Origin of the sequence: Clavibacter nebraskensis NCPPB 2581 (assembly GCF_000355695.1) — a bacterium.
Classification (GTDB): Bacteria; Actinomycetota; Actinomycetes; order Actinomycetales; family Microbacteriaceae; genus Clavibacter; species Clavibacter nebraskensis.
In genome coordinates this window covers 345,296-370,027 of sequence record NC_020891.1, presented here as the reverse complement: position 1 = coordinate 370,027, position 24,732 = coordinate 345,296, and the positions used below count along the sequence as shown (strand labels likewise).

27 protein-coding genes and 1 pseudogene are annotated in these 24,732 nt (G+C 73.1%); 18 read left to right on the top strand and 10 right to left on the bottom strand.

Translation table 11 applies throughout. From position 1 onward, the window contains the following. Positions 1 to 7: 7 nt before the first annotated feature. Entirely contained in the window at positions 8 to 475 is a 468-nt protein-coding gene (locus tag CMN_RS01780; protein ID WP_227077719.1) for a MerR family transcriptional regulator, read from the bottom strand. A gap of 72 nt (positions 476 to 547) precedes the next feature. On the opposite strand from CMN_RS01780, the gene CMN_RS01775 reads away from it, so the two are divergent. Then, on the top strand, positions 548 to 1,261 hold the full coding sequence (locus CMN_RS01775) for an SDR family oxidoreductase (RefSeq protein WP_015489153.1): 714 nt from the start codon (positions 548 to 550) through the stop codon (positions 1,259 to 1,261). 37 nt (positions 1,262 to 1,298) lie between these two features. Here the strand turns inward: CMN_RS01775 and CMN_RS01770 are convergent, their stop codons facing one another. Further along, positions 1,299 to 2,495 (bottom strand): glycosyltransferase, encoded by a 1,197-nt coding sequence (locus tag CMN_RS01770; protein WP_015489152.1) that lies wholly within the window; start codon positions 2,493 to 2,495, stop codon positions 1,299 to 1,301. Between the two features lie 64 nt (positions 2,496 to 2,559). On the opposite strand from CMN_RS01770, the gene CMN_RS01765 reads away from it, so the two are divergent. Both CMN_RS01765 and CMN_RS01760 read left to right on the top strand, forming a co-directional pair. Continuing rightward, positions 2,560 to 3,456, top strand: coding sequence for a UbiA family prenyltransferase (locus tag CMN_RS01765; RefSeq protein WP_106389096.1), 897 nt, complete (start codon positions 2,560 to 2,562; stop codon positions 3,454 to 3,456). Next, complete coding sequence (locus CMN_RS01760; RefSeq protein WP_015489150.1) at positions 3,453 to 4,886, top strand: phytoene desaturase family protein; 1,434 nt, start codon at positions 3,453 to 3,455, stop codon at positions 4,884 to 4,886. Before CMN_RS01765 ends, CMN_RS01760 begins: the two co-directional genes overlap by 4 nt. A 17-nt stretch (positions 4,887 to 4,903) precedes the next feature. Here CMN_RS01760 and CMN_RS01755 read toward each other — a convergent pair whose 3' ends face one another. Next, positions 4,904 to 5,605 carry a hypothetical protein gene (locus CMN_RS01755; RefSeq protein ID WP_015489149.1) on the bottom strand — a complete coding sequence of 234 codons (702 nt, stop codon included), beginning with the start codon at positions 5,603 to 5,605 and terminating at the stop codon, positions 4,904 to 4,906. An 87-nt stretch (positions 5,606 to 5,692) separates the two neighbouring features. On the opposite strand from CMN_RS01755, the gene CMN_RS01750 reads away from it, so the two are divergent. Continuing rightward, a complete protein-coding gene (locus CMN_RS01750; protein WP_015489148.1) occupies positions 5,693 to 6,541 on the top strand; it encodes an alpha/beta fold hydrolase in 849 nt (282 codons plus the stop codon). An 82-nt stretch (positions 6,542 to 6,623) separates the two neighbouring features. Here the strand turns inward: CMN_RS01750 and CMN_RS01745 are convergent, their stop codons facing one another. Then, a complete protein-coding gene (locus CMN_RS01745; protein ID WP_015489147.1) occupies positions 6,624 to 8,228 on the bottom strand; it encodes an MFS transporter in 1,605 nt (534 codons plus the stop codon). 307 nt (positions 8,229 to 8,535) lie between these two features. Between CMN_RS01745 and CMN_RS01740 the strand changes: the two genes are divergently transcribed. Genes CMN_RS01740 through CMN_RS01730 form a run of 3 tightly spaced genes read left to right on the top strand, consistent with a single transcriptional unit; the run spans position 8,536 to position 11,205 of the window. Beyond that, a complete protein-coding gene (locus CMN_RS01740; RefSeq protein ID WP_015489146.1) occupies positions 8,536 to 9,945 on the top strand; it encodes a sensor histidine kinase in 1,410 nt (469 codons plus the stop codon). Further along, the gene (locus CMN_RS01735; protein WP_015489145.1) at positions 9,942 to 10,694 is read left to right on the top strand and encodes a response regulator; all 753 of its coding nucleotides are present in this window, start codon (positions 9,942 to 9,944) and stop codon (positions 10,692 to 10,694) included. The genes CMN_RS01740 and CMN_RS01735 overlap by 4 nt, the downstream gene beginning before the upstream one ends. A 13-nt stretch (positions 10,695 to 10,707) precedes the next feature. After that, complete coding sequence (locus tag CMN_RS01730) at positions 10,708 to 11,205, top strand: DUF3885 domain-containing protein (RefSeq protein ID WP_015489144.1); 498 nt, start codon at positions 10,708 to 10,710, stop codon at positions 11,203 to 11,205. Positions 11,206 to 11,224: 19 nt separating this feature from the next. Here CMN_RS01730 and CMN_RS15235 read toward each other — a convergent pair whose 3' ends face one another. Further along, complete coding sequence (locus tag CMN_RS15235; RefSeq protein ID WP_227077718.1) at positions 11,225 to 11,389, bottom strand: hypothetical protein; 165 nt, start codon at positions 11,387 to 11,389, stop codon at positions 11,225 to 11,227. Positions 11,390 to 11,400: 11 nt separating this feature from the next. On the opposite strand from CMN_RS15235, the gene CMN_RS01725 reads away from it, so the two are divergent. Together CMN_RS01725 and CMN_RS01720 are read left to right on the top strand one after the other, a co-directional pair. Beyond that, positions 11,401 to 12,390, top strand: coding sequence for a hypothetical protein (locus CMN_RS01725; protein WP_131666458.1), 990 nt, complete (start codon positions 11,401 to 11,403; stop codon positions 12,388 to 12,390). Continuing rightward, entirely contained in the window at positions 12,387 to 12,581 is a 195-nt protein-coding gene (locus CMN_RS01720; protein WP_015489142.1) for a hypothetical protein, read from the top strand. The genes CMN_RS01725 and CMN_RS01720 overlap by 4 nt, the downstream gene beginning before the upstream one ends. A gap of 122 nt (positions 12,582 to 12,703) precedes the next feature. On the opposite strand, the gene CMN_RS01715 is transcribed toward CMN_RS01720, so the two are convergent. After that, positions 12,704 to 13,486 (bottom strand): SDR family oxidoreductase, encoded by a 783-nt coding sequence (locus CMN_RS01715; protein ID WP_015489141.1) that lies wholly within the window; start codon positions 13,484 to 13,486, stop codon positions 12,704 to 12,706. 52 nt (positions 13,487 to 13,538) lie between these two features. Here CMN_RS01715 and CMN_RS01710 point away from each other — a divergent pair, with 52 nt between their 5' ends. The 6 genes from CMN_RS01710 (at position 13,539) to CMN_RS01685 (ending at position 18,550) form a co-directional block, all read left to right on the top strand. Next, the gene (locus tag CMN_RS01710; protein ID WP_015489140.1) at positions 13,539 to 14,348 is read left to right on the top strand and encodes an SDR family NAD(P)-dependent oxidoreductase; all 810 of its coding nucleotides are present in this window, start codon (positions 13,539 to 13,541) and stop codon (positions 14,346 to 14,348) included. Beyond that, on the top strand, positions 14,345 to 15,238 hold the full coding sequence (locus tag CMN_RS01705; protein ID WP_015489139.1) for an SMP-30/gluconolactonase/LRE family protein: 894 nt from the start codon (positions 14,345 to 14,347) through the stop codon (positions 15,236 to 15,238). The genes CMN_RS01710 and CMN_RS01705 overlap by 4 nt, the downstream gene beginning before the upstream one ends. 111 nt (positions 15,239 to 15,349) lie before the next feature. Continuing rightward, positions 15,350 to 16,231 (top strand): ABC transporter ATP-binding protein, encoded by an 882-nt coding sequence (locus CMN_RS01700; protein ID WP_015489138.1) that lies wholly within the window; start codon positions 15,350 to 15,352, stop codon positions 16,229 to 16,231. Continuing rightward, positions 16,228 to 17,358, top strand: coding sequence for an ABC transporter permease (locus tag CMN_RS01695; protein WP_015489137.1), 1,131 nt, complete (start codon positions 16,228 to 16,230; stop codon positions 17,356 to 17,358). Before CMN_RS01700 ends, CMN_RS01695 begins: the two co-directional genes overlap by 4 nt. An 84-nt stretch (positions 17,359 to 17,442) precedes the next feature. Next, positions 17,443 to 17,886 (top strand): DUF805 domain-containing protein, encoded by a 444-nt coding sequence (locus CMN_RS01690; protein ID WP_015489136.1) that lies wholly within the window; start codon positions 17,443 to 17,445, stop codon positions 17,884 to 17,886. Between the two features lie 91 nt (positions 17,887 to 17,977). After that, positions 17,978 to 18,550, top strand: coding sequence for a septum formation family protein (locus CMN_RS01685; protein WP_015489135.1), 573 nt, complete (start codon positions 17,978 to 17,980; stop codon positions 18,548 to 18,550). A gap of 24 nt (positions 18,551 to 18,574) precedes the next feature. Here CMN_RS01685 and CMN_RS01680 read toward each other — a convergent pair whose 3' ends face one another. Together CMN_RS01680 and CMN_RS01675 are read right to left on the bottom strand one after the other, a co-directional pair. After that, positions 18,575 to 19,330 carry an Asp23/Gls24 family envelope stress response protein gene (locus tag CMN_RS01680; protein ID WP_015489134.1) on the bottom strand — a complete coding sequence of 252 codons (756 nt, stop codon included), beginning with the start codon at positions 19,328 to 19,330 and terminating at the stop codon, positions 18,575 to 18,577. Positions 19,331 to 19,454: 124 nt separating this feature from the next. After that, positions 19,455 to 19,901, bottom strand: a complete 447-nt coding sequence (locus CMN_RS01675) for an Asp23/Gls24 family envelope stress response protein (RefSeq protein ID WP_015489133.1) — start codon at positions 19,899 to 19,901, stop codon at positions 19,455 to 19,457. A 250-nt stretch (positions 19,902 to 20,151) separates the two neighbouring features. Here CMN_RS01675 and CMN_RS01670 point away from each other — a divergent pair, with 250 nt between their 5' ends. Next, positions 20,152 to 21,420, top strand: coding sequence for an NAD(P)/FAD-dependent oxidoreductase (locus tag CMN_RS01670; protein ID WP_015489132.1), 1,269 nt, complete (start codon positions 20,152 to 20,154; stop codon positions 21,418 to 21,420). A 73-nt stretch (positions 21,421 to 21,493) separates the two neighbouring features. Further along, a pseudogene (locus tag CMN_RS01665) lies at positions 21,494 to 22,156 on the top strand (NUDIX domain-containing protein). A gap of 25 nt (positions 22,157 to 22,181) precedes the next feature. On the opposite strand, the gene CMN_RS01660 reads toward CMN_RS01665, so the two are convergent. Then, entirely contained in the window at positions 22,182 to 22,901 is a 720-nt protein-coding gene (locus tag CMN_RS01660; protein ID WP_015489131.1) for a nucleotidyl transferase AbiEii/AbiGii toxin family protein, read from the bottom strand. Further along, positions 22,874 to 23,383: a hypothetical protein gene (locus CMN_RS01655; RefSeq protein ID WP_015489130.1), complete on the bottom strand. Its 510-nt coding sequence runs from the start codon at positions 23,381 to 23,383 to the stop codon at positions 22,874 to 22,876. The genes CMN_RS01660 and CMN_RS01655 overlap by 28 nt, the downstream gene beginning before the upstream one ends. A 188-nt stretch (positions 23,384 to 23,571) precedes the next feature. On the opposite strand from CMN_RS01655, the gene CMN_RS01650 reads away from it, so the two are divergent. Then, complete coding sequence (locus CMN_RS01650; RefSeq protein WP_015489129.1) at positions 23,572 to 24,672, top strand: threonine aldolase family protein; 1,101 nt, start codon at positions 23,572 to 23,574, stop codon at positions 24,670 to 24,672. Positions 24,673 to 24,732: the final 60 nt, after the last annotated feature.

The window sequence follows — 24,732 nt, the reverse complement described above, 5'->3', positions numbered from 1 at the left end:
CGACGGGTCAGGCGGCCGCGGGCACCGCGACCGCCTGACCGCCCTCGCGCAGCGCCGGGCAGTGCTCCGGGGTCGGGTGCAGGCAGATGTCGATGACGCGCGTGAGCTCCGCCCGGGCGCGCTCGAGCTCGGCGATGGCCGCGGTGATCCGGTCGCGCTCGGAGCGGAGCAGCGCGAGGGACTCGGGCGCCGCGACGCCCGAGTCGACGCTCGGGAGCAGCTGGCGGATCGTGCGGCTCGGGAGCCCCGCCGCGAACAGCCGCTGGATGAGCTGCACGCGCTCGACCGCGGCCTCCGGGTACACGCGCTGGCCGCTCGTGGTGCGCTCGGCCGGCAGCAGGCCCTGCTCCTCGTAGTACCGGAGCGCCCGCGTGCTCACGCCCGCGCGCCCCGCCACGTCGCCGATCCGCAGCATGCCGTCCTCTTCCCTCGTGGTGGTGATCGCGTCGATCTCGCGGGCGGACTTGCCCTTCACGTCGACGTCAACTCCTAGCGTAGGCCGCGCCGCACCCCGCGAACGACGCGGGCGGCAGGAGGAAGCACACGCATGGACATCCAGGATCAGGTCGCCCTCGTCACCGGCGCCAACCGCGGCATCGGCCGCACCTTCGTCGAGGAGCTGCTCGAGCGCGGCGCCCGCAAGGTCTACGCGACCGCGCGCCGACCCGAGGCGATCGACATCCCCGGCGTCGAGGTGCTGCGCCTCGACCTCACCGACGAGGCGTCGGTGGCCGCTGCCGCCGAGGCCGCGCGGGACGTGACGCTCGTCGTCAACAACGCGGGGATCTCCACGGGCGCCGCGCTCATCACGGGCGACATGGCCGAGATCCGCCGCGAGATGGACACCCACTTCTACGGCACGCTCGGCGTGATCCGCGCCTTCGCACCCGTGCTCGCGGCCAACGGCGGCGGCGCGATCGTCAACATCCTGTCGGCCCTGTCGTGGTTCTCGACGTCCGGCAACGGCGGCTACGCGGCGGCGAAGGCGGCCGAGTGGAACATGACGAACGCGGTGCGGCTGGAGCTCGCCGGGCAGGGGACGCTCGTGCAGGGCGTGCACCTGGGCGCCGCGGACACCGACATCATGGCCGGCTACGACGGGCCGATGATCGCCCCGCGCGACGTGGCCCGGGCGTCGCTCGACGGCGTGGTCGCGGGATCCGTCGAGGTGGTCGTCGACGACTGGAGCCGCATGGTCAAGGACTCGCTGGCCGGCGACCCCGCGCCGTTCTACGAGAAGATGCGCGCGATCCTCGGCTGACGGACGCCGGGGAGGTGGCTGGCGGCCGGGCGCCGGGTCAGAGGGACTCGAGCACGTCGACCGCCTGCCGCACCCCGCGATCCCGCCGCATGAGCCCGCCCACCTCGGTCGCGCGCTCGCGCCGGGACAGGGCGTCGCCGATCGCCTGCACGAGGGCGTCGGCCGACAGGCGGCGCAGCGGGATCGGGGCGGCGGCCACCCCGTGCCGGTGCAGCTGGGCGCCCCAGAACGGCTGGTCGGCCATGAACGGCACGACGACGGCGGGCACGCCCGCGCGGGCGACGGCGTGCGAGGTGCCGGCCCCGCCGTGGTGCACGGCGAGCGCCGCGCCCGGCAGCACATGGTCGAACGGCGCCGACCGCACCACCAGCACGTCGGGTCCGTCGCACTCCGCCGGCAGCGCGAGCCCGCCCCACCCGGTGAGGACCAGCACCCGCAGGCCGTGGGTGCGGGCGGCCGTGACGATCGCGCGCCCGCGGGCCGACGCATCGCCCTTCGCCATGGATCCGAACGAGGCGACGACGTAGGGCCCGGCGGCCAGGAAGTCGGCGACGACCGGGTCCGGGGACGCCGCCGACGCCTCCTCGTACCAGGCGCCCGTCTGGTGCACCCGCTCCGGCCAGTCGTCGGGACGCGGCAGCAGCTGCGGGCTCACGGCCATGAGCGTCGCGCGCGACGGCGAGCGGAAGCCGGGACGACGACCGCCCGGCAGCTCGGCCGCGGCGCGCGCGACGTCGCCGTCGAAGAGGCGCGCGATGGCGCGCGGCACCGCGTAGGTGGAGCGGTTGCGCGCACCGAGGTCGCGGGTGGCCGTGGGGCCTCCGGCGGCGGGGAGGCGCGCGCTGGCGGTGGCGACCGGCGCGAACTCCACCACCACGCGCGGCACGCCGAGCGCGTCGGCCACCATCGGCGCGCTGAGGATCAGGGGGTGGTGGACCACCAGGTCGGGTTCGAAGGCGACCGTCTCGCGGACCGCCGCGACGATCGTCCGCCGCATCGCGGGCCGCACCTCCGCGCGCAGGTGGTGCGCGAGGGCCCAGGGGGTGCGTCCGGCCGGGGAGAGGATCCGCTGCACGTCCAGGTCGAGGCGCACCCAGTCCACGCCCGCGGGCGCGACCGCGTCGTCGGGCAGGGCCAGCCGCACCTCGTGACCGCGGGACGCGGCGTGTCGCGCCAGGGCCGCGAAGGGCTCCACGTCGCCCCGGGTACCGGCGGTGAGCAGCATCAGGCGCATCCGCCCAGTCTGGGCCCGGAAGCCGTAAGGCCCGCGCCCGCGTCCACCGCGTACGCTCGTGCGGGTGACCGACGGCAGCGAGACCATGTCCCGCGGGGCGCTGTCGGAGATCACCGTGGCCGTGCGCCGCCTCGTAGTCATCTCGCGCCCGGTGCTGTGGATCAACACGATCGGGTCCGGTCTCGTGGCCATCTGGCTCACCGGCGCGCTCTTCGATCTCCGGGCCCTGCCGATCATCCTGTGGCTGACCCTGCCGTTCAACCTGCTCATCTACGGCGTCAACGACATCTACGACCAGGACACGGACGCGGCTAACCCGCGCAAGGGCTCCATCGAGGGCGCACGGATCCGCCAGTCCGAGGTGCGGCTCATCGCGTGGGCCGTCGCCGCCGTCAACATCCCGTTCCTCGTCTGCTTCCTGCTCGTGCTGCCGCCGCTCGCGAACGCGGCGATCCTGCTCTACGCCGGCGTGTTCGTCTTCTACTCCGCGCCCCCGCTGCGCGTCAAGGCGCGGCCCTTCCTCGACTCGCTGAGCAACGCGGCCTACGCGCTGCCGCTGGTGATCGTGCCGGCGGCCCTCGAGGTGACGCCGGTCTGGCCCGCCGCCCTCGGCCTCATGGCCTGGAGCGTGGCCAAGCACGCGTTCGACGCGGTGCAGGACATCGTGGAGGACCGTGAGGCGGGCATCACCACCACCGCGGTGCGGCTCGGCCCGCGCGGGACGGCCCTGTGGAGCGGGGCCTGGTGGATCGTCTCGACGGCGCTGTTCGCCGTGGTGAGCGTGCCCGTGGCGGCCGTCGACCTGCTGATCGCCGGGATCCTCGTGGTCGGCCTGCTGCGCGACCCGACGCCGGAGACCGGGCACCGCCTCTACCGCCTGTCGGTCGCCTTCCCGTACATCGCGGGGACGTTCGCCGGGGTCCTGCTCATGGTCGCGATCGTGCTGGGAGGCACCCCGTGAGCCGCGTCGTCGTGGTCGGCGGCGGGCTGGGCGGGCTCACCGCCTCCGCGCTGCTCGCGCACGCGGGCCACCGCGTCACCCTGCTCGAGGCCTCTCCCGAGCTCGGCGGCAAGAGCCGGCGGATCGTGCTGGGCGAGGACCGCATCGACACCGGTCCGTCGCTGGTGACATTCCCGGCCGTGTGGGACGAGCTGCTGAAGCGGCTCGACGACGGCGGGCGCGCCCCCGAGCGGACCCGCGACGCCGGCGCGCTCGACCTGGTGCGGATGCCCGAGGTAGGCCGCTACTACCACGACGGCGAGGAGACCTCCCTGCCGGTGGCGCCCGACCACCCCTGGTACCCCGCCTGGAAGCGGTTCTCCGACATCCACGCGCCCCTCGCCGACGACGTGACCGAGCTGCTGCTCGCCGACCCCCTCGACCGGGCCGCCCTCCCGGCGCTGCGCCGGCTGCTGGACGTGTACGGCACGCGCCTCACCACGCGCGCCTACCTCGACGGCCTGACGTGGCTGCCCGACGGGCTGCGCGAGATCATCGCGATCCACACCCTCAACGCGGGCGTCTCGCCCGCGCGCACCCCGGCCCTCTACGCCAGCATGCCGGCGATCATGGCGGAGACCGGCGCGTGGGTGCCGCGCGGCGGCGTGTACGAGATCGTGCTCGCGCTGGGCCGGCTGGCCGAGGCGGCCGGGGTGGAGATCCGCACCGGCGAGGCCGTCACCCGCATCGAGCGCGGGGCAGTCACCACCGAGGCCTGCCGCCACCCCGCCGACCTCGTCGTCAGCGCGCTGGACGCCGACCGGCTGGCGACGCTCATGGGGCCGTCGCGGATCCCGCCGCTCCCCTGCCTCCGCCCCCGCACCCTCTCGTGCTCCGCCGTCGCGCTGTACGGCGCGCTGCGGGAGGAGCTGCCCGCGGACATCGCGACGCACAGCGTGGTGCTGCCGACGAGGCCCGCCGCGCTGCACCGGAGCCTCGAGGCGGGCGACGAGCCGGCGGACACCATGGTGTTCGTCAACCAGTACCGCGCCGGCGAGGTGTACCCGAACCCGCGCAGCACCGTCGGGATCCTGCTGACGGCGCCCGCCGACGGCCGTCGCTACACGGCCGATCACCCCTTCGTGCGGCGCGAGGTCGACCGCGTCTCGGCGGCGATGGGGCTCGACCGGCCCCTCACCGACCTCCTCGACGAGCAGACCGTGCTCGATCCGCGGCACTACGGCGAGGGCGGCGAGCCGCACGGCGCGCTCTACGGGGCGGCGCGTCCGCCGTGGCTGAGCGGGCCGTTCCACCGTCCCTCGTACAACGACCCCTGGCGACCCTGGCTGTGGCGGGTCGGCGCGTCCGTGCACCCCGGCGGCGGCATCCCCGCCGTGGTGGGCGGCGCGATGATCGCGGTGACCCGGCTGCTGAAGTCGAACCGCGCCTGACGCGCGGGCCGCTGCGGCTAGCCCGCGGTGACGCGCACGGATCCGCCCTCGAGCACGAACTCGAGCGCCGTGCCCTCGGGGAACTCGTCGCGGAGCTCGGCCGGCATGTCGCCCGTGACCGTGAGCACGCCGCGGGCCGGGAACGAGCCGGCCGCGCATCCGCCGACGGGGTTCGTGCCGCGGGCGAACCGCGGGGCGACGACCGTGACGCACGCCGCGTCGTCCTCGGGGTTCTCCAGGCCGATCACCGTGAGGCCATGGAACTCGCCGACGCCCGTCGCGACGTCCTGGTACCAGGCGTCCCAGCGGTCGGGGACGGGGCGGTCGGGATCCAGCGCGACGGTGGCGACCTCGCGGTCCGTCATCGACGCGAAGCCGGAGGTGAGCGCGACGGTCGCGCCGACCGCGACGAGGGCGGACGCGGCCCAGAGGATCGCGGTGCCGCGGCGTCGCGGAGCGGGTGGGCCGGAGGCGAGGGCGTCGTCGTCGTCCGAGTGGTCGACTGCCGGGATGTGCTCCTCGAGGGCGGGACCCGCCGGGCGGGCCGCGGGCGGAGTGCCGGGTGCGGCCGCCCGCACCGGGGATGACGCAACGGCCGTGCCCCCCTGCCGCGCCTCGAGCTCCCGCAGCCGGTCGAGCTCGGCGTCGTCCAGGTCGGGCCGCGGTCCGTAGGCACGACGGCGGAGTTCCCGGAGCTCGCCGCGCTGCGCCTCGTCCATGTGCCGATCCTGTCACCGTGCGGCGCGCGCGTCCCGGGTCGCGCCGCGGGCCTGTCCGCCGCGCGCACGCGCGCCTACGCTCGGCCCATGCTCACCGAGACCGACCTGCGGCTGCCCGACGGCCGCACGCTGCACTGCTACGACACGGGATCGGGCGACGGCTCCGACCTCGTGGTCGTCTACCACCACGGCACGCCGAACGTGGGGCCGCCGCCCGCGCCGCTCATGGAGGCGCCGGCGGGCCGTGGGATCCGGTGGGTGTCGTACGACCGGCCGGGGTACGGCGGATCCACCCGGCACTCGGGCCGCGTCGTCGCCGACACCGCCGCCGACGACGCCGCGCTCGCCGACGCCCTCGGGATCGACCGGTTCGCCGTGCTCGGGCACTCGAGCGGCGCGGTGCTCGCGCTGGCCGCCGCGGCCGCGCTCCCGGAGCGCGTGCTCGGCGCGCTGTGCGGGGCGGCCCTCGCGCCGATCCGCGCGGAGGGCCTCGACTGGTTCGCCGGCATGCACGCGGGCGGCGAGCGGGAGCTGCGGGCCGCGGTGGCCGGACGCGAGGCGCTCAAGGCGGAGCTGGGCGCGTCCGTGTTCGACCCGGCGATGTTCACCGACGGCGACCTCCGCGCCCTCGAGACCGACTGGGCGTGGCTGAACGGGGTCGCCGGCCGCGGGCTCGACGCGGGGATCGGCGGCATGGTCGACGACGACCTCGCGCTCGTCGCCGACTGGGGCGTCGACCTCGCGGCCGTCACCGCCCCCGTGATCCTGCTGCACGGCGACGCCGACCGGATCGCGCCGGTCGCGCACGCGCGCTGGCTCGCCGACCGCGTGCCGGACGCCGACCTCGTGATCCGGCCGGGCGACGGCCACATCGCGGTGCTGCGGGGCGCGGCGGACGCGCTCGCGCGGCTGCGGGCGCGCATCGCCACGGCATAGGAAAGAGGGACGCACCCGGGGAAACGGCTCTCGCCGACCCGGACGGATCCGGATCGGCGAGAGAGTGGTGGAGCTGCGCGCGTCAGTGCCCGCGCGACACCCGCCGCGGCAGGGCGAACACCAGCGCGAAGGCGACGACCGCGAAGATCGCGCTGACGCCCATGGCCGAGGCCGACGCATCGGTGAATGCCTGCGGCACCATCTGCGGGCCGCGGATCCCGGCACCGGCGACGCCCGCGAACAGCACGCTGCCGATGACCGCGATGCCGACCGCCGAGCCGACGCGCTGCACGGTGCCGATCACGCCGGACGCCGCGCCCGCCTCGGCGGGATCGACCGTCGCGACGATGAACTGCGCGTTCGGGGCGATGAAGAGGCCGTTGCCGATGCCCGCGAGCAGCAGCGGGACGAGGAGCATCCAGCTGTTCAGGTCCGCGGCCGCCGTGTGGAGCAGCACGAGCCACAGCCAGATCAGTCCGACGCTCACGAGCGCGGCGCCGATGACGAGCACGGTGCGGCCGAGGCGGTTCGTGAGGCGGTTGCTCTGCGAGGAGCCGACGATGCTGCCGATCGCGAACGGGATCGAGACGAGGCCGGACTCGAGCGCCGAGTTGCCGAGGCCCGACTGCCAGAGGATCGAGATGGTGAAGAAGATGCTCGTGAAGGCCGCGAAGTAGACCATCGCGAGGATCACGCCGCCCGTGAAGGCCGGGTGCGTGAACAGGTGCGGCGGCACGAGGACGCCCTTCGAGCGGCGGGTCTGCAGGACCTCCCAGGCGCCGAAGAGCGCGAGCAGCACGACGCCGCCCGCGAGCGACAGGTAGGTCCAGAGCGGCCAGCCCTGGTCCTGGCCGTCGATGAGCGGCACGAGCAGGGCGACGAGGCCCGCGCTCACGAGGAGGATGCCGACGAGGTCGACGCCGGACGGGGCCGCGGCCGGGGCGGATCCGCCCTTCTTCGCGCCCGCGCGCTGCCCGGACTGCGCGCGCACGTCGCCCGCGACCTCCTCGGCCACCCGACGGCTGGGCAGCAGGAAGATCGCGGCGATGACGGTCGCGAGGCCGACGGGCAGGTTCACGAAGAAGACCAGGCGCCAGCCCGACTCCTCCCCCGCCGCCTGGATGATCAGGCCTCCCACGATCGGGCCGAGCGCGGACGAGACGCCGATGACGGCGCCCATGATGGCGAACGCCTTGCCGCGCGCCTGCGGCGGGAACAGCAGCTGGATGAAGGCGGTCACCGCGGGCACGAACAGTCCGCCGGCGAGCCCCTGCACCACGCGCGCGATCACGAGCTGGAGGTCGTCCTGAGCCGCACCGCACGCGAGGCTGGCGAGCGTGAAGAGCGCGATGCCGGTCACGAACACCCACTTGTGCCCGTAGCGGTCGCCGAGGCGGCCCGCGGGGATCAGCGCGAGGCCGAACGCGAGCGCGTAGCCGGAGATGATCCAGCTCAGCGTCGACTCGGAGGCCTTCAGGCTCTCTTGGATGCTGGGCAGCGCCACGTTCACGATGGTCGTGTCGAGCAGCGCGACGAACATGCCGGCGAGCAGCACGATGAGCGCCTGCCACGCCCGGCGGGAGACGACGGGGGCGGCGGGCCGGCCGGCGTCGCCGGGCGCGCCGGTGCCGCCGGGCGCGCCGGTGCCGCCGGGCGCCGGGCGGGCGGATGCGATGGTGTCGGACATGCGGGTCCTTTCGTGCCGGCGCGGGCGTCGGCGGTGGTGCGAGCGGATCCGGCCGGCGAGCGCACGCGCGGGCGACGAGGGCGCGGGACGGGAGGTCGGGCGCCTCTCGTGCTGGCGGACGGCGGGCACGGAGGAGGATCCGCGGCGGTGCGGGAGAGACGGCCGGGCGGATGCGCCCGTCCCGTCAGTCTGGCACCGGTTGACCCATGCGGCCTATCCCGGTGTCCGGCCACAGGCTCCCGTCACCCGCGCGCGTTCCGTCATCCGGCGGATGCGGCGCGCCGGGCCGCGTCGATACCGTGGGCGCATGAGCGCCGCATCCGCCCCCGACAGCGTCGACCGCTTCTGGGTGCGGCCCCGGCCCGACCGCGCGGGGCTGCGGTTCGACGTGCTCCTCGCGCTCGTCATGCTCGCGCTCACCACCTTCAGCGTCATGCAGTACTACGCGATCGGCATGTACCCCTCGCGGCCCGCGCTGTGGATCGTCGGCGCCTGGATCCTGCTCATGACGCTCCCGCTGGCGCTCCGGCGCCTGCAGCCCGAGGCCGTGACCCTCGTGATCGGCGCCACCTTCGTCATCGGGGCGTACCAGTACGTGCCGGAGCTGCTGTTCTCCAACATCGCCATGTTCATCGCCATGTACTCGCTCGGCGCATGGGGCCGGAACCGGATGCGGGCGAACATCGTGCGCGGGATCATCGTCGTCGGCATGTTCGCGTGGCTGTTCAGCGCGCTGCTGCAGACCTCGGGGTTCTACTCGCTCTCCGGCTCCACCTTCGCGAACGCGCCCGCCGACTCCTGGATCCCCGCGCCCGTCGCCGCCGGCCTCATCACGATCATCACCAACCTCCTCTACTTCGGCGGCGCCTGGTACTTCGGCGACCGGGCGTGGGCGTCGGCGCGGGATCGCTGCGCGCTCGAGACGCGCACGGCCGAGCTGGCGACGGAGCGCGAGCGGGTCGCGGAGCAGGCGGTCACGCTCGAGCGGGTCCGCATCGCGCGGGAGCTGCACGACGTCGTCGCGCACCACGTGTCGGTGATGGGTGTGCACGCGGGCGCGGCCCGCCGGGTGCTCGCGCGCGACGCCGAGAAGGCCGCGACCTCGCTCGGCATCGTGGAGGACAACGCGCGCAGCGCCATCGAGGAGCTGCACCGCATGCTCGTCGCGCTGCGCCAGGAGGACGACGGCACGGGATCCGACGCCCCCGCCGACGCCGACCCGACCCGCACGGCCTCCACGCGCGGCGTCGACCAGCTGCACGAGCTCGTAGCGGACGCGTGCGGCGCGGGCCTGCAGGTCGCGTTCGACGTCATCGGCACCCCGCGGCCGCTCACGCCGACGGTCGACCTCATCGTCTACCGCGTCGCGCAGGAGTCGCTCACGAACGTGCGGAAGCACGCGGGCACGGGCGCGCGCGTCGACCTCCGGCTCCGCTACCTCGCCGAGCGCGTGGAGGTGGAGGTCAGCGACGGCGGGCCCGCGGGCGCGGCGGCGTCGGCGGCCGCGGGTCCCGTGCGGAACGGGCCCGGCGGCCTCGGCCAGCGGGGCATGCGGGAGCGCGTGGCGGCGGTGGGCGGATCCATCGAGATCGGCCCCAAGGCGCGCGGCGGCTACCTGGTGCGCGCGTCGGTGCCGACCGCGCCGACGCCGGTCGTGCCACCCGTGCCGATGCCCGTCCCGCTCGACGTGTCGATCCCCGAGGAGACCCGCGCATGACCGCCGACCCGAGCGACCCGGCGGCCACCGCCGCGTCCGCCGTGTCCGCCTCCATCCGCGTCCTGCTCGTCGACGACCAGGCGCTCGTGCGCGCCGGCATCCGCGTGATCCTCGAGAGCGAGGACGGCATCGAGGTGGTCGGCGAGGCCGCCGACGGCGAGCAGGGCGTGCGCCTCGCCGCCGCGCTCGCGCCCGACGTGATCTGCATGGACGTGCAGATGCCGCGCGTCGACGGCCTCGAGGCCACGCGCCGCATCGTCGCCGACCCGTCGATCCGGGCCGGTGTCCTCATGCTCACCACGTTCGACCGCGAGGACTACCTCTTCACGGCGCTCGACGCGGGCGCGAGCGGGTTCGTGCTGAAGAGCGCGTCGCCGGAGTCGCTCGTGGAGGCCGTCCACGTGCTCGCCCGCGGCGACGCGCTGCTCTCGCCCGACGTCACGCGCCGCGTCATCGAGCGCTTCGGCCGCGGATCCGGCGCCCCCGACGACGACGCCGCGACGCCGATCCCCGCCCCGACGATCCCGACCGACCCGCGCGTGCAGACGCTCACCGACCGCGAGCTCGAGGTGCTGCGCCTCCTCGCCGAGGGCCTCGCGAACGCGGAGATCGCCGAGCGCCTCTACCTCGGCGAGGCCACCGTGAAGACGCACGTCTCGCGCCTGCTGCTGAAGCTCGGCGTGCGCGACCGCGTGCAGGCCGTCGTGTTCGCGTACGAGCGCGGGATCGTGGTGCCGGGCGCGAGCTGAGCCCGGCGGCGGCATGCACGTCCTGACCGACGCGTGCAGCGGGCACATGGGCGACGGGGACACCTCGCTCCCCGGCCTCCTGCCGTGGGCGTCCTTCACCGAACCGGGCATGACGAGCCAGGAGGAGGCGGACGAGTACACCACCGAGTTCCGCATCCGCAGCGGTCGCCCCTCCCTGGACGACCTCTGCGATGTGGCGCACCGCGAGGAGGGCCGGTACCTCCTCGTCGCCGAGGACATGACGTGGACCGTCTACTGCTACGACGGCGGGATCGACGTCTCGATGCTCGACGCGGAGATCGAGCAGGCTCTCGTGGACGCCCATGAGCGGTGGCTCCCGCCGGAGTCGTGGGTCGCGGAGCACCGTTGGATGCGTTCGGCGACGCCGGGGGATCTGCGTCGCAAGGCGAAGACCGACCGTCGGCTCGAGATCTGGAACGCGCGCTGGCGGAAGCGGATGGCGCGCGAGGAGGAGCTCGGGGACGACGTCGACGACGACCTCGAGGGCTGAGCGCGGCGACCAGCCCGCCTCAGAACCCGCCGCGCTGCGACATCGGGGACAGCACCAGCTCGTCGATGCGCACGTGCGGCGGCGAGGCGAGCACGAACATCGCGGCGCGGGCCAGGTCGGGCATCGTCGGCCAGAGCACGAGGAAGTCGCTGTGCGAGGCACCTTCTCGGATGCGGGGACGCATAGCACGGCGACGTGGTTGCAGAAATCCTTCCGAAGACGTATCGACATGGATGCGGCTGGGACCTTGACTGGGTGACGCCGGGGACCGTGGCGGTCCACGGAGCACGAGAGGAAAGAAACATCATCCAGCGAACGCCTGCGTCGATGGTAGCTCTAGCGCTCTTGACCACGACATTGTTAGGCCTGGGCGCGACGCCCGCAAACGCGACTTCGGCCGAGGACACGCTGTTCGACTCCGCCCAGCTCGCCGTCGGCCTCGACCCTGTCGATGCCCAAGCGCTCGACCAAGGCGTCTCAGTCAAGGTGCAGAACGACGAGGCCGTCGCTGGTTTCGGAGATTTCGAAGTAGGCATCGCCCCTTCGGCAGACGTCTTCTCGACGACCGTCCTGCCCGCCGGGATACGGGTGATGAGCCGCATCGACGATGGCGCAGAGAGCACGGACTTCCGAGTCGATCTACCCGAGGGCGCGACGCTCATACCTCGAGATCGCGGATACGTCGCGGTGATCGGTGCGGGGGGCACGCGAATCGCCCTGGCGGAGATCGAGGAGCCGTGGGCCGTGGATGCGAACGGCAAGACCGTCCACACGAGTTACCGTCTCGACGGCGACATCTTGACGCAGTCCTTGCACGGAAGCGACATCGCATACCCGGTCGTCGCAGATCCCACCATCACGGTCGGGCTGGCCGGAGCTTCTGAGGGTCCCGGGGCGTATTGGAACATGACGGGGCTCCAGGTGAAGATCATCTCCGCGATCACCGTGTCGACACTCGGCACAGCCCTCGCCGGCGGTTGCGTCGGGGCCGGCAAGATGCCCAGTGTCGGCTGGATCATCCAGGGTCTCTGCAGCTTCGTCGGCGTGCCCACCCTCCAGAACATCTGGGGGGGCGTGACCTCCATCTTCCGAAACACCAGTGTGCAGAACACGGGCTGCTATCAGGTGAAGATCGCGCCGGTCGGCATGCGGCTCCACAAGGTCGACAGGAGCAACTGCGCATGACCGCCCTGAAGCACTACGGATGGCTGATCCCCACTCTGCTCGCCATCGGGCTCGCTGCCGTCACCGACATGAGCCCGTGGCTTCTCGGCGCCATGGCGGCAGCGGTGATCCTCGCCGGATACGCGGTGGCTTGGGTCCTCGGCCGACAGGCCAGATCGGCACGGGACTCGCAGTCGGCACACCGCCGCTGACGGAGCCTGCCTGAGCGGCTGGCCTCGTCGCGAGCTCGTCCCGGGGACATCATCACCCCGGGACGAGCTCGCGGACAGCCTGGCACGGTCATGAGCGCGACTCATCTCCCCGGAGGTCCGCCTCAGAACCCGCCGCGCTGCGACATCGGGGACAGCACCAGCTCGTCGATCCGCACGTGCGGCGGCGACGCGAGCACGAACATCGCGGCGCGGGCGACGTCGTCGGGCGTGAGCATCGCGGCGCACTCTTCGGCGTCGGGGACGGTCGGGCGGAGCGCGAGGAAGTCGCTGTCGATGGTGCCGGGGCAGAGGTGCGTGGCGCGGATCCCGCTGCCCGCCTCCTGCGCGTTGAGGTCGCGCACGAGCGCCCCGAGCGCCGTCTTCGAGGCGCTGTAGGCGACCCCAGCGCCCGGCGAGTGGGTCCACGCGGCGTACGAGGAGACGAGCACGACCGTGCCGCCGGATGCGCGCAGGAGCGGCAGCGCGGCCGCGACCTGGTGCGCGGGTCCGGTGAGGTCGGTCGCGACGATGCGGTCGAAGTCGGCGAGGTCCTGGTCGGCCCAGGAGCGCCGCGGCGCGTTGAGGCCGGCGGCGACCACGACGCCGTCGAGCCGGTCGAGGCCCGCCACCACGGCGGCGAGCGCGGCGTCGTCGGTGACGTCGAGCGGGGCGACGACCGCGGTGGATCCGGCCTCCTCGACGAGCGCGCGCGTCTCCTCGAGCGCCTCCCGGCGCCGGCCCGAGAGCACGACGCGCCAGCCGTCGCGGGCCGCGGCGACGGCGGTCGCGCGGCCGACGCCGGACCCCGCGCCGCTGATCCACAGCGTCCGCCGGCTCGCCGCTCCCTCCCCAGGCGCGTCGCCGTCGTGGTCGTCGTGCTGGTCGTGCGTCCGCGATCCGGACATGGCGGTCTCCCCTACGTTGAGGGAAACGCTATTAGGACTGTGGGGAACACGCATGCTCATCGACCTCCGCGACAGGGTCGTCGTCGTCTCCGGTGCCGCCCAGGGCATCGGCCGCGCCATCGCCGAGCGCTTCCTCGAGGAAGGGTGCCGGGTATTCGGGCTCGACCTCCGCTTCCGCGACGCGCTGCCGGAGGGGGTCACCGCGATCGTCGCCGACGTCACCGACCCGGCCTCCGTGCAGGCCGCCGTCGCGCAGGTGGTCGAGGAGGCCGGCCGCGTGGACGTGCTCGTGAACAACGCCGGGATCAACGTCGAGGGGTCCGTCGAGACGCTGGAGCCCGCGCGCTTCCAGGCCGCGTTCGACGTGAACGTGGGCGGGGTGTTCCTGCTCTCGCAGGCCGTCATCCCGGCGATGAAGGCGGCGGGAGGCGGGTGGATCATCAACGCGGCGTCGTTCGCGGCCGTCATCCCGAGCGTCGGCGCGGCCGCGTACGGCGCGTCGAAGGCCGCCGTCGTGCAGTTCACGCGCGTGCTCGCGAGCGAGCTCGGGCCGTGGGGCATCACCGTCAACGCGTACGCGCCCGGCATGATCCCGACGGCCATGAACGGCTTCGCCGAGATGCCGGAGCCCGCGCAGGACCGCCTGCTCGACACCCTCAGCATCCGCCGGTGGGAGCGGCCCGACGACGTGGCCGACCTGCTCGTGTTCCTCGCGAGCGACCGCGCCGGCTACATCACGGGCACGCTCGTCGACGTGAGCGGCGGCAAGCTCGCGACGCAGATGCCGCAGCGCGCGTACGAGGGCGCGGGTGCGCCGGAGCGCGGGCCGCGGGACGGCGCGGCCTCGGCGGATCCCCGATGAGCGTCAGGACCTGGGAGGCGCAGCCGCTCGCCACCGTCCGCTCCGAGCACGCCGAGGCGCCGCTCTGGGACGCGGCCCGCGGCACGCTCCTCTGGGCCGACCAGTACGTCGGCATCGTGCGCGAGGCCACGCTGGATCCCGTCACGCTCGCGGTCGAGCCCGTCACCGAGACGCACGTGGGCGGCCCGGTCGGCGCGGTCGTGCGGCACGCGGACGGCGGCCACGTGCTCGCCGCGCGCGACGGCTTCGTGCGCCTCACGGGCGACGGCGAGCTGATCCCGATGGTCGACGTGCTCCCGGCCGACGGCATCCGGCGCCGCATGAACGACGGCGAGGTGGATCCGCGCGGCCGGCTCTGGGCGGGATCCATGGCCTTCGACAAGACGCCCGGCGCGGGCGCGCTCTACCTGCTCGACCAGGGCCGCGCGATGACCGTGCTCGAAGGCGTCACCATCTCCAACGGCACCGCGTTCTCGGCCGACGGCGCCGAGATGCTCTACATCGACACCCCCACGCAGCAGGTGCGGCGCTTCCGCGTCACCGACGAGGGCGGCCTGGCGGATCCCGAGGTGGTGGTCGAGATCGACCCCGCCGACGGTCACCCCGACGGCATGTGCGTCGACGACGAGGGCTTCCTCTGGGTCGCGCTCTGGGGCGGCAGCGAGGTGCGCCGCTACTCCCCGACCGGCGAGCACGTCGGCTCGGTGAAGGTCGACGCGCCCCAGGTCTCCAGCTGCGCCTTCGCCGGGCCCGACCGCGACGTCCTCGTGATCACGACATCGCAGGAGGGCTACTCGCCCGAGGACTCGGCCCGCCACCCGCGCGCGGGCATGCTGTTCGCGGTGCGGCCGGGCGTCACGGGCCCGCCGCCCGCGCCGTACCTGGGCTGACGACGCCCGCCCCGTCCCCCACCCGGTTCCCCCACACGGCGGACGCCCCCGCGCGCCCCCGCCCCTAGCGTGAGCAGCACGGATCACCCATGCCCACCGAGGAGGCCATTCGTGCTCGAAGTCCAGAACGTCACGCGCTCGTTCGGGGACCGTCGCGTCCTCGACGACGTGTCCTTCTCCGTGCGGCCGGGGAGGCTGACCGGCTTCGTCGGCGGCAACGGCGCCGGCAAGACCACCACCATGCGGATCATGCTCGGCGTGCTCACCCCCGACTCCGGCACCGTCTCGCTCGACGGGCGCGACCTCGGCACCTCGAGCCGCCGCACCTTCGGCTACATGCCCGAGGAGCGCGGCCTCTACCCGAAGATGAAGCTGCAGGAGCAGATCGTCTACCTCGGCCGCCTGCACGGCATGAGCGCCGCCGACGCGACCGCCAGCACCGAGCGACTGCTCGAGCGGCTCAGCCTCGGCGAACGCCGGAACGACCCCATCGAGTCGCTGTCGCTCGGCAACCAGCAGCGGGCGCAGATCGCCGCGAGCCTCGTGCACGACCCCGAGGTGCTGGTACTCGACGAGCCGTTCTCGGGCCTCGACCCGATCGCCGTCGAGACCGTCCTCGGCGTGCTCACCGAGCGGGCCGCGCAGGGCGTGCCCGTGCTCTTCTCCTCGCACCAGCTCGACATCGTGGAGCGCCTCTGCGACGACGTGGTCGTCATCGCCGAGGGCCGGATCCGCGCATCCGGCGACCGCGAGCAGCTGCGCGACCAGCACAGCCGCCCGCTCACGGAGCTGCAGATCGCGGGCGACAGCGGCTGGGTGCGCGACGTGCCCGGAGTCGAGGTCGTGGAGTTCGACGGCGGCTACGTGCTCTTCGAGGCCGAGGAGGAGGCGCGGCAGCGCGTGCTCGCCGAGGCCGTCTCCCGCGGATCCGTCACGGGCTTCACCCGCCGCCGCCCCACCCTCAGCGAGATCTTCCAGGAGGTCGTCCAGTGAGCACCACCACCGCCACCCGACGGGGCACCGCCCCGACGTTCGCCCAGTCCACGATGCTCGTGACGGGCCGCGAGGTGCGCATGCGCCTGCGCAGCAAGTCGTTCCTCATCAGCACGGGGATCCTGCTCGTCGGCATCCTCGTCTCCATCGTCGTCAGCGGCTTCCTCACCGCGAACGGCGGCAGCGGGAACGGCGATCCCACGCGCGTGGCCGTGGTCGGCAGCGCCCAGCAGGCTATCTCCGGCGCCGCGTCGCTCGAGGGCGTGCCCGCCGACAGCGTCGAGGACGCGCAGGCGATGGTGCGCGACGGCGACGTGGAGGCGGCGGTCGTCCCCGACACGCAGGCCGACACCGACGGCGCCGTGCTCGTGATCGGCGACACCTCCGCGCCCGACGGCGTCGTGAGCGCCCTCACCGACACCCCGCGCGTCGAGCTCCTCGACGAGCCGACCACGAACCCCGCCATCGCCTACATCGTGGCGCTCGCGTTCGGCGTGGTGTTCTTCATCTCCGCGCTGACGTTCGGGCAGATCATCGCCCAGAGCGTGGTCGAGGAGAAGCAGACGCGGGTGGTCGAGCTGCTCATGTCGACCATCCCCGTGCGGGCGCTGCTCGCCGGCAAGGTGCTCGGGAACAGCATCCTGGCGTTCACGCAGATCGCCCTCATCGCCCTGATGTCCGGCGTCGGCCTCCTCGTGACCGAGCAGACCGCGCTCCTCGCGATCGTCGGACCCGCGGTGATCTGGTTCGTCGTGTTCTTCCTGTTCGGGTTCGTGCTGCTCGCGTCGCTCTTCGCGACGGCGGCCTCGCTCGTCTCCCGCCAGGAGGACGTGGGCGCCGTCACGGCGCCGGTCACGTACCTCGTGATGATCCCGTACTTCGCGGTCATCTTCTTCAACGACAACCCTGTGGTGATGACGGTCATGTCGTACGTGCCGTTCTCAGCCCCGGTCGGGATGCCGATGCGCCTGTTCCTCGGCGAGGCCCAGTGGTGGGAGCCGCTCGTGTCGCTCGCCGTGCTCATCGCGACGACCGCCGTGGTGGTGGCCCTCGGATCCCGCATCTACAGCAACTCGCTGCTCCGCACCGGATCCCGCGTGAAACTGAAGGACGCGCTGAAGGGCTGATCCCCTCACGGCTCGCCCGCCTCCCCGACCGCCCGGCCGCATCCGCCCCCCCCGGATGCGGCCGGGCCCGCGTACGGTCGACGCATGACCGCCGCGATGCCGCCCGGATCCACGACGCCCCTCGAGCTGCCGCTGTACGGCGCGTCCTGGCGGGAGGCCATGAGGAGGTTCTTCCTCAAGTACGCGACCTTCCGCGGGCGCGCCAGCCGGAGCGAGTTCTGGTGGTGCGCGCTCACGGGGTTCGTCGTGTCGTCCGCGCTGCGGACCCTGAGCAGCCTGAACACGGACAGCCGCGAGTCGCTCGGGTTCTTCGACGCCGTGACGGTCGCCGACTCCTGGAGCGCCGTCCTCGGCGTGCTCCAGCTGGCCGTCTTCATCCCGTCGTTCGCGGTCTCGTGGCGGCGGCTGCACGATGTCGACCGCAGCGGCACGTGGACGTTCATCAACTTCATCCCGCTCCTCGGGACGATCGTCTACGTGATCATGACCGCGGGCCGGTCGCGGCCCGGCGGCGCGCGCTTTGACTGACGCCCGCCCTGTCGGACAGGAGAACTCGCGCGAGCACGCGAGCCGCACCGCTACGGTGAGCGCGATCCGCTCCCCGAACCCGAGGACCCCCATGGCCGTCGCCGCCCGCCGCATCCTGCCCACCGCGTTCGCGGCCGTCCTCCTCACCGCCGCGCTCAGCGGCTGCTCGCTGCAGCAGCTGGCCGACCTCGTGCCGCACGCCGAGACGCGCGACGACGACGGATCCATCACGGCCGGCGGCACGACCGACGTGTTCACGCTGCGTCAGGGCGACTGCCTCGACGACGCGGCGTCGGCCGCCGTGGACGAGCAGCACGGGGGCGATGCGCACCCCGCGAGCGACACCGACTCCGGGCACTCGCACCTCGTGGGCGACGTGAGCACGGTCCCGTGCTCCGACCCGCACGACTTCGAGGTGTACGCGGCGCCCACGCTGACGGGCGACGACTTCCCCGGCGACGACGCGGTGGACGCGCAGGCCGACGACCTGTGCGGATCGGCGTTCGGGCCCTTCGCCGGCTTCGACTACCAGGACTCGATCTACGACTACCAGGGGTACAAGCCGACCAACGAGAGCTGGAGCACGGGCGACCGCACGGTGGACTGCATCATCGGCGATCCCGCGGGCAAGACCGTGGGCTCGCTGGCCGGCATCGGGCGGTAGCGGCGCGGTCCGGCCCGCCGAGCGCTAGGAGCGGTCGGCGGCGTCGCGCCCGTCGACCTCCACGCGGTCGCCCTGCACCTCGACCGTCCCGGGGCCGTCGACCTCGACGCGCGTGGCGCCGTCACCGTGCCCGTCGACGATCACGGTGACCTCGGGCTCCGATCCGTCGTGCGCCGCGTAGGTGTCGAAGTCGGCGGCGTGGTGGTAACGGTCCTCGGCCGCCTCCCGGGTCTCCTCGACGTCCGCCTCCGCGGAGTCGGCGAGCACCGCGCCCGCGGCCCTCGCCTTCTCGAGCCCCTCGGATCCAGCCGCCTTCGCCCTCTCCAGCGCGTCGGATCCGGCGTCCTTCGCCTTCTCGAGCGCGGCGCCCGCGGGCGACTGCTCGTCGTCGAACGGGCCGTGCACGTCGGTCACGCGGATGTCCACGCGGACGGCGCCGGGTGCGATCTCGCGGGCGGCGCGGGCCACCTGCTCGCGCGTCTCGGCGACGACGTCCTGCACGGGCGTCGGGTACTCGACCACGAGGTCGATGTCGATCACGGTGCCGCCGGCCTCCTCGGAGACCGTGACGCCGGGCCCGGTGCTCGTGCCGCGGATCGCCCGCGACGCCGCGTCGAGCGCCCGCGCGGTCGCGCCGCCGAGGTGGTGCACGCCCGTGACGCCCGCGGCGGTCTCGGCCGCGGCGACGCCGATGCGGTGCGCGGCCGTCTCCCCCTCCGGGTGCGCGGCGTCGACGCCGGTCAGGTCGACGGGACGGATGTGGGGTGCGGCGTCGTTCACGGCGGTGCTCCTTCGGTGGTGCGGATGTCGGCGCGGCGGGCGGTCGGCCCTCGTCCGCGTGCGGCGGGACCGGTCGACCGGTCCCGCCGCGGGGTGCACGTCGGCCGGGGCCGACGGCGGGGTGCTACTGGACGCGGCTCTTCGAGTCGTCGTCGTCCTCGTCGTCCGACGGGATGTGCACGTCGGAGACGGTGACGTTGACCTCGGTGACGTCCATGCCGACGACCTGCGAGATCGCGTCGGTGACGGACTCGCGGATCCGGTCGGCGAGGTCCTGCAGCGCGACGGGGTACTCGGCGACGACGACGATGTCCGCGGCGACCTGCTTCTCGCCGACCTCGACGGAGATGCCCTGGCCGCGGTCCTGCTGGCCGATGACGTTGCGGATCGCCCCGACCGCACGCGCGGCGCCGTTGCCCAGGTCGTGGACGCCGGGGACCTGGCGGGCCGCGATGCCGGCGACCTTCTCGACGACGCCGTCGGTGATCGTGTTCTTGCCCGAGGTGGAGTCGGCGGACGTATGCGTGGCGGCGGCGCGGCGGGATGCGGTGGCGGGGGTGACGTCGGTCATGTGGTGCTCCTGAGGTGGATGGGCGCGATGCCGGATGCGGGCTCGCGGTGCCGGCTGGATGCCCGGCACGTCAAGGAGACGGCCGGTGCACCCGGCCCGTCCTGGACGTCCAGCGTTCCTCCAGGCGGGAGCGGTCGGGCTTCGCTGCGCGGCCACCGGGCGGCACGCGGCGTGCGCTTTCCGGCCAGGGCGGGAGGCGCCCGTCTCCCGCCCCCGGTCACGTCGTCGCACCCCGGCCTAGGGTGAGCCCATGACCGCTGACCCCGGCACGATCCCGCATCACGACGTCCTCATCATCGGCGGGGGGAACGCGGGCCTCTCGGTCGCGGGCCGGCTCCGGCGGTACGGCGTCGACGACGTGGCGGTCATCGAACCGCGCGACACGCACTACTACCAGCCGATGTTCTCGCACGTGGCGGGCGGCACCGCGCGGGCGTCGCAGGCCACCCGGCCCCAGGGATCCGTCACGCCGAAGGGCGTCACGTGGATCCGGGACCGCGTCGCCGGCATCGACCCGGTGGCGAAGACGGTGACGCTCGAGTCCGGCCGCCGCGTCTCCTACGGCCAGCTCATCGTGTGCCCCGGCATCCAGAAGGACTGGGATTCCGTGCCCGGCCTCGCGGAGGCGATGGACTCCCCCGTCGGCATCTCCAACTACGAGCACCACTACGCCGCGAAGGCGTCGCAGGTGCTGCGCGACGTCCGCTCCGGCACGGTCGTCTTCACCCAGCCCGACGGCCCCGGCACCTGCTCGGGCGCGTCGCAGAAGCCCATGTACCTGGCGTGCGACCACTGGCGCGCGATCGGCGTGCTCGACGACATCCGCGTGGTGCTCGTGGTGCCGACGCCCACGATGTTCGGCATGCCGCTCATCGACGCCGAGCTCGAGCGCAAGGTCGCCGAGTACGGCATCGAGGTGCGGTACGGGCGCGAGCTCGTGGCCGTGGATCCCGCCGCCCGCACCGTCGAGATCGCCGGCGTCGACCGCTCCCGCGCGCTCCTCGGCCCGGACCACGCCGCGCAGCAGGGACTCGAGGGCGCCGGGCGCGAGACCCTCGCCTACGACGTGCTGCACGCGGTACCGCCGCAGTCCGCGCCCGACTGGCTCGCGGGCACCGGCCTCGCCGCGCCGAGCGACGCGGGCGGCTTCGTCGAGGTGGATCCGCTCACCCTCCGCCACCCGCGCTTCCCCGACGTGTGGGCGCTCGGCGACGCGGCCGCGACCACCAACTCGAAGTCCGGCGGCGCGCTCCGCCAGCAGACCACGACCGTCGCGAAGAACCTCGTCGCGGCGCTGAAGGGGAAGCCGCTGCCGCAGACCTATAACGGCTACTCGGTGTGCCCGTTCGTGGTCTCGCGCTCGACCGTGGTGTTCGCCGAGTTCGACGACCGCTACCGCCCGAAGCTCACGATCCCGGGCTGGAAGGGCCTCGCGAAGGAGCGCCGCATCACGTTCCTCGCCGACCGCTACGTGCTCCCGTGGGTCTACTGGAACCTGATCCTGCAGGGCCGCGCCTGATCCTCGCCGTCCGCCGCGCGGATCCGCCGTCGGACGGACGCGCCCCCGCCTCGCTCCACGCGAGCATGGGGGCATGACGCGCCCCGGTGAGACCGTGCCCGACTCGCGGGGCCGCACCGGCCTCCACCTCCGCGGCGCCGACCTCGACCGGAACCCCGACGTGGTCGTGAAGCGCGTCGAGGTCACCTCCGACGGCTGGCACGTGCTCCGCCGGGCCACGCTCGACCTGCGGCTGCGTGACGGATCCTGGCAGGAGCAGCAGCGCGAGACCTACGACCGGGGCGACGGCGCCACCGTCCTGCTCTACGCGGCCGACACCCACCGGATCCTCCTCACGCGCCAGTTCCGCTACCCCGCCTACGTCAACGGCCACCCCGACGGCATGCTCGTCGAGGCGGCGGCAGGCCTCCTCGACGCGGACTCCCCGGAGGACGCCATCCGCCGCGAGGCCCGCGAGGAGCTCGGCGTCGAGGTCGTCGCGCTCACGCATCTGTTCGACCTGTTCATGAGCCCCGGATCCGTCACCTAGCGCGTCCACCACTACCTCGCGTCGTACACGCCGGCCGACGTCGTGGGCGCGGGCGCGGGCGGCGGCGTAGCCGAGGAGGGCGAGGACATCGAGCGGATCGAGGTCACGCTCGAGGAGGCGCTCGCGATGGTCGCCGACGGCCGCATCGCCGACGGCAAGACGGTGATCCTCCTGCAGCACGTGGCGCTGCACGGGTTCCCCGCGTAGGTTCGCATTCCCTCGACGGGAATGCTCAGAGCACAGGTGCCGGACCCGAACCGCGGAGCTGGAACCGCGCCTCCTCCTCCCAGTCCCGCGCCATGTCGCGATAGCGCTTCCTCTGCGCCTTGTTGAAGCCCACACGATCTGCGAGCAGGGCGAATGCCCGCGCCACCTGGTCGGGTATCGCGGCAGGATCTCCTGCGGTCGCCTCAAGGAGGATGCGGATTACCGTTGCCGGATCTCCCCCGAACTCGATGAGCCTCACGAGCTCACGAGCGTCCTTCGCGCCTTTTTCCGAATCAGGTCGGTCAAGCAACGCCGCCATCTTCGTGGTGATGTGCGCTTCGATGGTGAGGAGGGACCAACCGCGCCGCTTCTGATCGTCGACGTATCGCGCGAGTACCTCCACCTTCAGCAGCAGGTGGTCCCCGAGCTGGGACTCGTAGGGGAAGTCTATGTGGATGCCATCCGCTGTGCCCCGAGCCTTCTTCGCCCCTCCGCTGTGCCTAGAGCTCTCGCTGTAGTCCTCCAGTCGATCCCGCAGGGTGACCCGTCGAGACGGGTCCTGGACGATGAGGTCGATGTCCTGGCTGATATCACCACCGACCCTCAGGTAGGTCGCCCACCCTCCGATCAGGATCGACGGATCGAGCTCATATCCGAGGGAGTCGACGAGGGAGTCGACGAGGGAGGTGGAGCTGCGCGGACTCGTCGGCTGAGATGTCAGGGGACATCGGGAGCCTGGTCCCACTCGCGTTCCCGCAGGAACTTGTCACGGATCGCATATCGGTATTCGGAAGCAGCCCACCCTGGAGTCGCGAAGAGGTCGGCATAGGTCTGGGCTGGCGAGCTGTAGCCGCCCCACGTCCGTGCGGCACGCTTGTCCATGACGACGATCCGGACCTCCCCGCCAGGCGGTAACTTCGTCGCCGCGGCCACATGAGGCACGTAGAGCAGATGCTCGACGAAGTCAGCGACATGGACACCACCGAGGTGCACGTTCGCCGCGTCCGGACCGCCGAGCGCATAGGGACCAGCCGAGCTGTCCATGAGCGGGCGGGCCCCCTCGACCGTGGTCATGGCGAGGGTGTCTTGGATGAGGTTCCTCCGCGCACACAACAAGGTGAGCACCTTGTCCAGGCTCGTCACCGAGAAGCCACCGCGGGGATACTTGAGGATCGCGCCAATGAGGCTCAGGCGGTCAAGGGCCAAGTTCGTCGTCGAGGCGGGCACCCCCGAGGCGTAGGCGAGATCCTCGACGTTCTTCCACCTGCGCTCCTGCAGGAGTGCAGCGTCAGCGAGAGTGCGCCAAACCAGTTCGTTGCCCTTGATGGCGCACCCCTCGCTCTTTGGAAATCCTGAGTATCAATCTACAGGAAAACCTGCGACCAAAGCCAGAGCAACTCCATCGGTACGCGAGGATGGACACCGTGACCGACGCCGCCGCCGCCTCCCCCCTCCGCCTCCACGACACCGCCGCCCGCGGGTTCGCCTCCGACAACTACTCCGGGATCCACCCCGAGGTGCTCGAGGCCATCGCCTCCGCGAACGGCGGGCACCAGGTCGCGTACGGCGGCGACGCGTACACGGCCCGCCTGCAGGAGGTCGTCGGCGAGCACTTCGGCCGCGGCGCCGAGGCATTCCCCGTCTTCAACGGCACGGGCGCGAACGTCACGGGCCTCCTCTCGATGCTGCCGCGCTGGGGCGCCGTGGTCTGCGCGACCACCGCGCACATCAACACCGACGAGGGCGGCGCCCCCGAGCGCGTCGCCGGCATCAAGCTCCTCCAGGTGCCCACCGAGGACGGGAAGCTCACGCCCGAGCTGATCGACCGCGAGGCGTGGGGCTGGGGCGACGAGCACCGCGCGCAGCCGCTCGCCGTGAGCATCACGCAGACCACCGAGCTCGGCACCGTCTACACGCCGGCCGAGGTGCGGGCGATCGCGGACCACGCGCACGAGCGCGGCATGCGCCTGCACATGGACGGCGCGCGCCTCTCCAACGCGGCAGCCACGCTGGACGCGCCGTTCCGCGCGTTCACGTCCGACGCGGGCGTCGACGTGGTGAGCTTCGGCGGCACCAAGAACGGCCTGCTCTACGGCGAGGCGATCGTGGTGCTCGACCCGGCGGCGTCGGAGGGGCTGACCTACCTGCGCAAGCTCAACATGCAGCTCGCGTCGAAGATGCGGTTCGTGAGCGCGCAGCTGCTGGCGCTCCTCGGATCCGAGGTCGACGGCGTGCCGCTCTACCTCCGCTCCGCGCGCCATGCGAACGGGATGGCGGCGCGCCTCCGGGCCGCGCTCGACGGCGTGGACGGCGTCGAGTTCACGCAGGAGACGCAGGCGAACGGCCTGTTCGCGATCCTCCCCGAGGGCGTCGCCGACCGCCTCCGCTCCGAGTTCCGCTTCTACGACTGGGACCCGGCCCGCCGCGAGGTGCGCTGGATGTGCTCCTTCGACACCACCGAGGACGACATCGACCGGTTCGCGGCGGCGATCCGCCGGGAGGTCGGGGCGGCGTAGGGCGCACCCCTTGTGCGATACGACGGCGGCCGACTCCCTCAGGAGCCGGCCGCCGTCGTG

Coding starts and splice junctions, on each gene's coding strand:
- CMN_RS01775 (WP_015489153.1), top strand. CDS start 548: ATGGACATCCAGGATCAGGTCGCCCTCGTCACCGGCGCCAACCGCGGC.
- CMN_RS01770 (WP_015489152.1), bottom strand. CDS start 2,495: ATGCGCCTGATGCTGCTCACCGCCGGTACCCGGGGCGACGTGGAGCCC.
- CMN_RS01755 (WP_015489149.1), bottom strand. CDS start 5,605: ATGGACGAGGCGCAGCGCGGCGAGCTCCGGGAACTCCGCCGTCGTGCC.
- CMN_RS01750 (WP_015489148.1), top strand. CDS start 5,693: ATGCTCACCGAGACCGACCTGCGGCTGCCCGACGGCCGCACGCTGCAC.
- CMN_RS01745 (WP_015489147.1), bottom strand. CDS start 8,228: ATGTCCGACACCATCGCATCCGCCCGCCCGGCGCCCGGCGGCACCGGC.
- CMN_RS01740 (WP_015489146.1), top strand. CDS start 8,536: ATGAGCGCCGCATCCGCCCCCGACAGCGTCGACCGCTTCTGGGTGCGG.
- CMN_RS01735 (WP_015489145.1), top strand. CDS start 9,942: ATGACCGCCGACCCGAGCGACCCGGCGGCCACCGCCGCGTCCGCCGTG.
- CMN_RS01730 (WP_015489144.1), top strand. CDS start 10,708: ATGCACGTCCTGACCGACGCGTGCAGCGGGCACATGGGCGACGGGGAC.
- CMN_RS15235 (WP_227077718.1), bottom strand. CDS start 11,389: ATGCGTCCCCGCATCCGAGAAGGTGCCTCGCACAGCGACTTCCTCGTG.
- CMN_RS01720 (WP_015489142.1), top strand. CDS start 12,387: ATGACCGCCCTGAAGCACTACGGATGGCTGATCCCCACTCTGCTCGCC.
- CMN_RS01715 (WP_015489141.1), bottom strand. CDS start 13,486: ATGTCCGGATCGCGGACGCACGACCAGCACGACGACCACGACGGCGAC.
- CMN_RS01710 (WP_015489140.1), top strand. CDS start 13,539: ATGCTCATCGACCTCCGCGACAGGGTCGTCGTCGTCTCCGGTGCCGCC.
- CMN_RS01705 (WP_015489139.1), top strand. CDS start 14,345: ATGAGCGTCAGGACCTGGGAGGCGCAGCCGCTCGCCACCGTCCGCTCC.
- CMN_RS01690 (WP_015489136.1), top strand. CDS start 17,443: ATGACCGCCGCGATGCCGCCCGGATCCACGACGCCCCTCGAGCTGCCG.
- CMN_RS01685 (WP_015489135.1), top strand. CDS start 17,978: ATGGCCGTCGCCGCCCGCCGCATCCTGCCCACCGCGTTCGCGGCCGTC.
- CMN_RS01675 (WP_015489133.1), bottom strand. CDS start 19,901: ATGACCGACGTCACCCCCGCCACCGCATCCCGCCGCGCCGCCGCCACG.
- CMN_RS01670 (WP_015489132.1), top strand. CDS start 20,152: ATGACCGCTGACCCCGGCACGATCCCGCATCACGACGTCCTCATCATC.
- CMN_RS01650 (WP_015489129.1), top strand. CDS start 23,572: ATGGACACCGTGACCGACGCCGCCGCCGCCTCCCCCCTCCGCCTCCAC.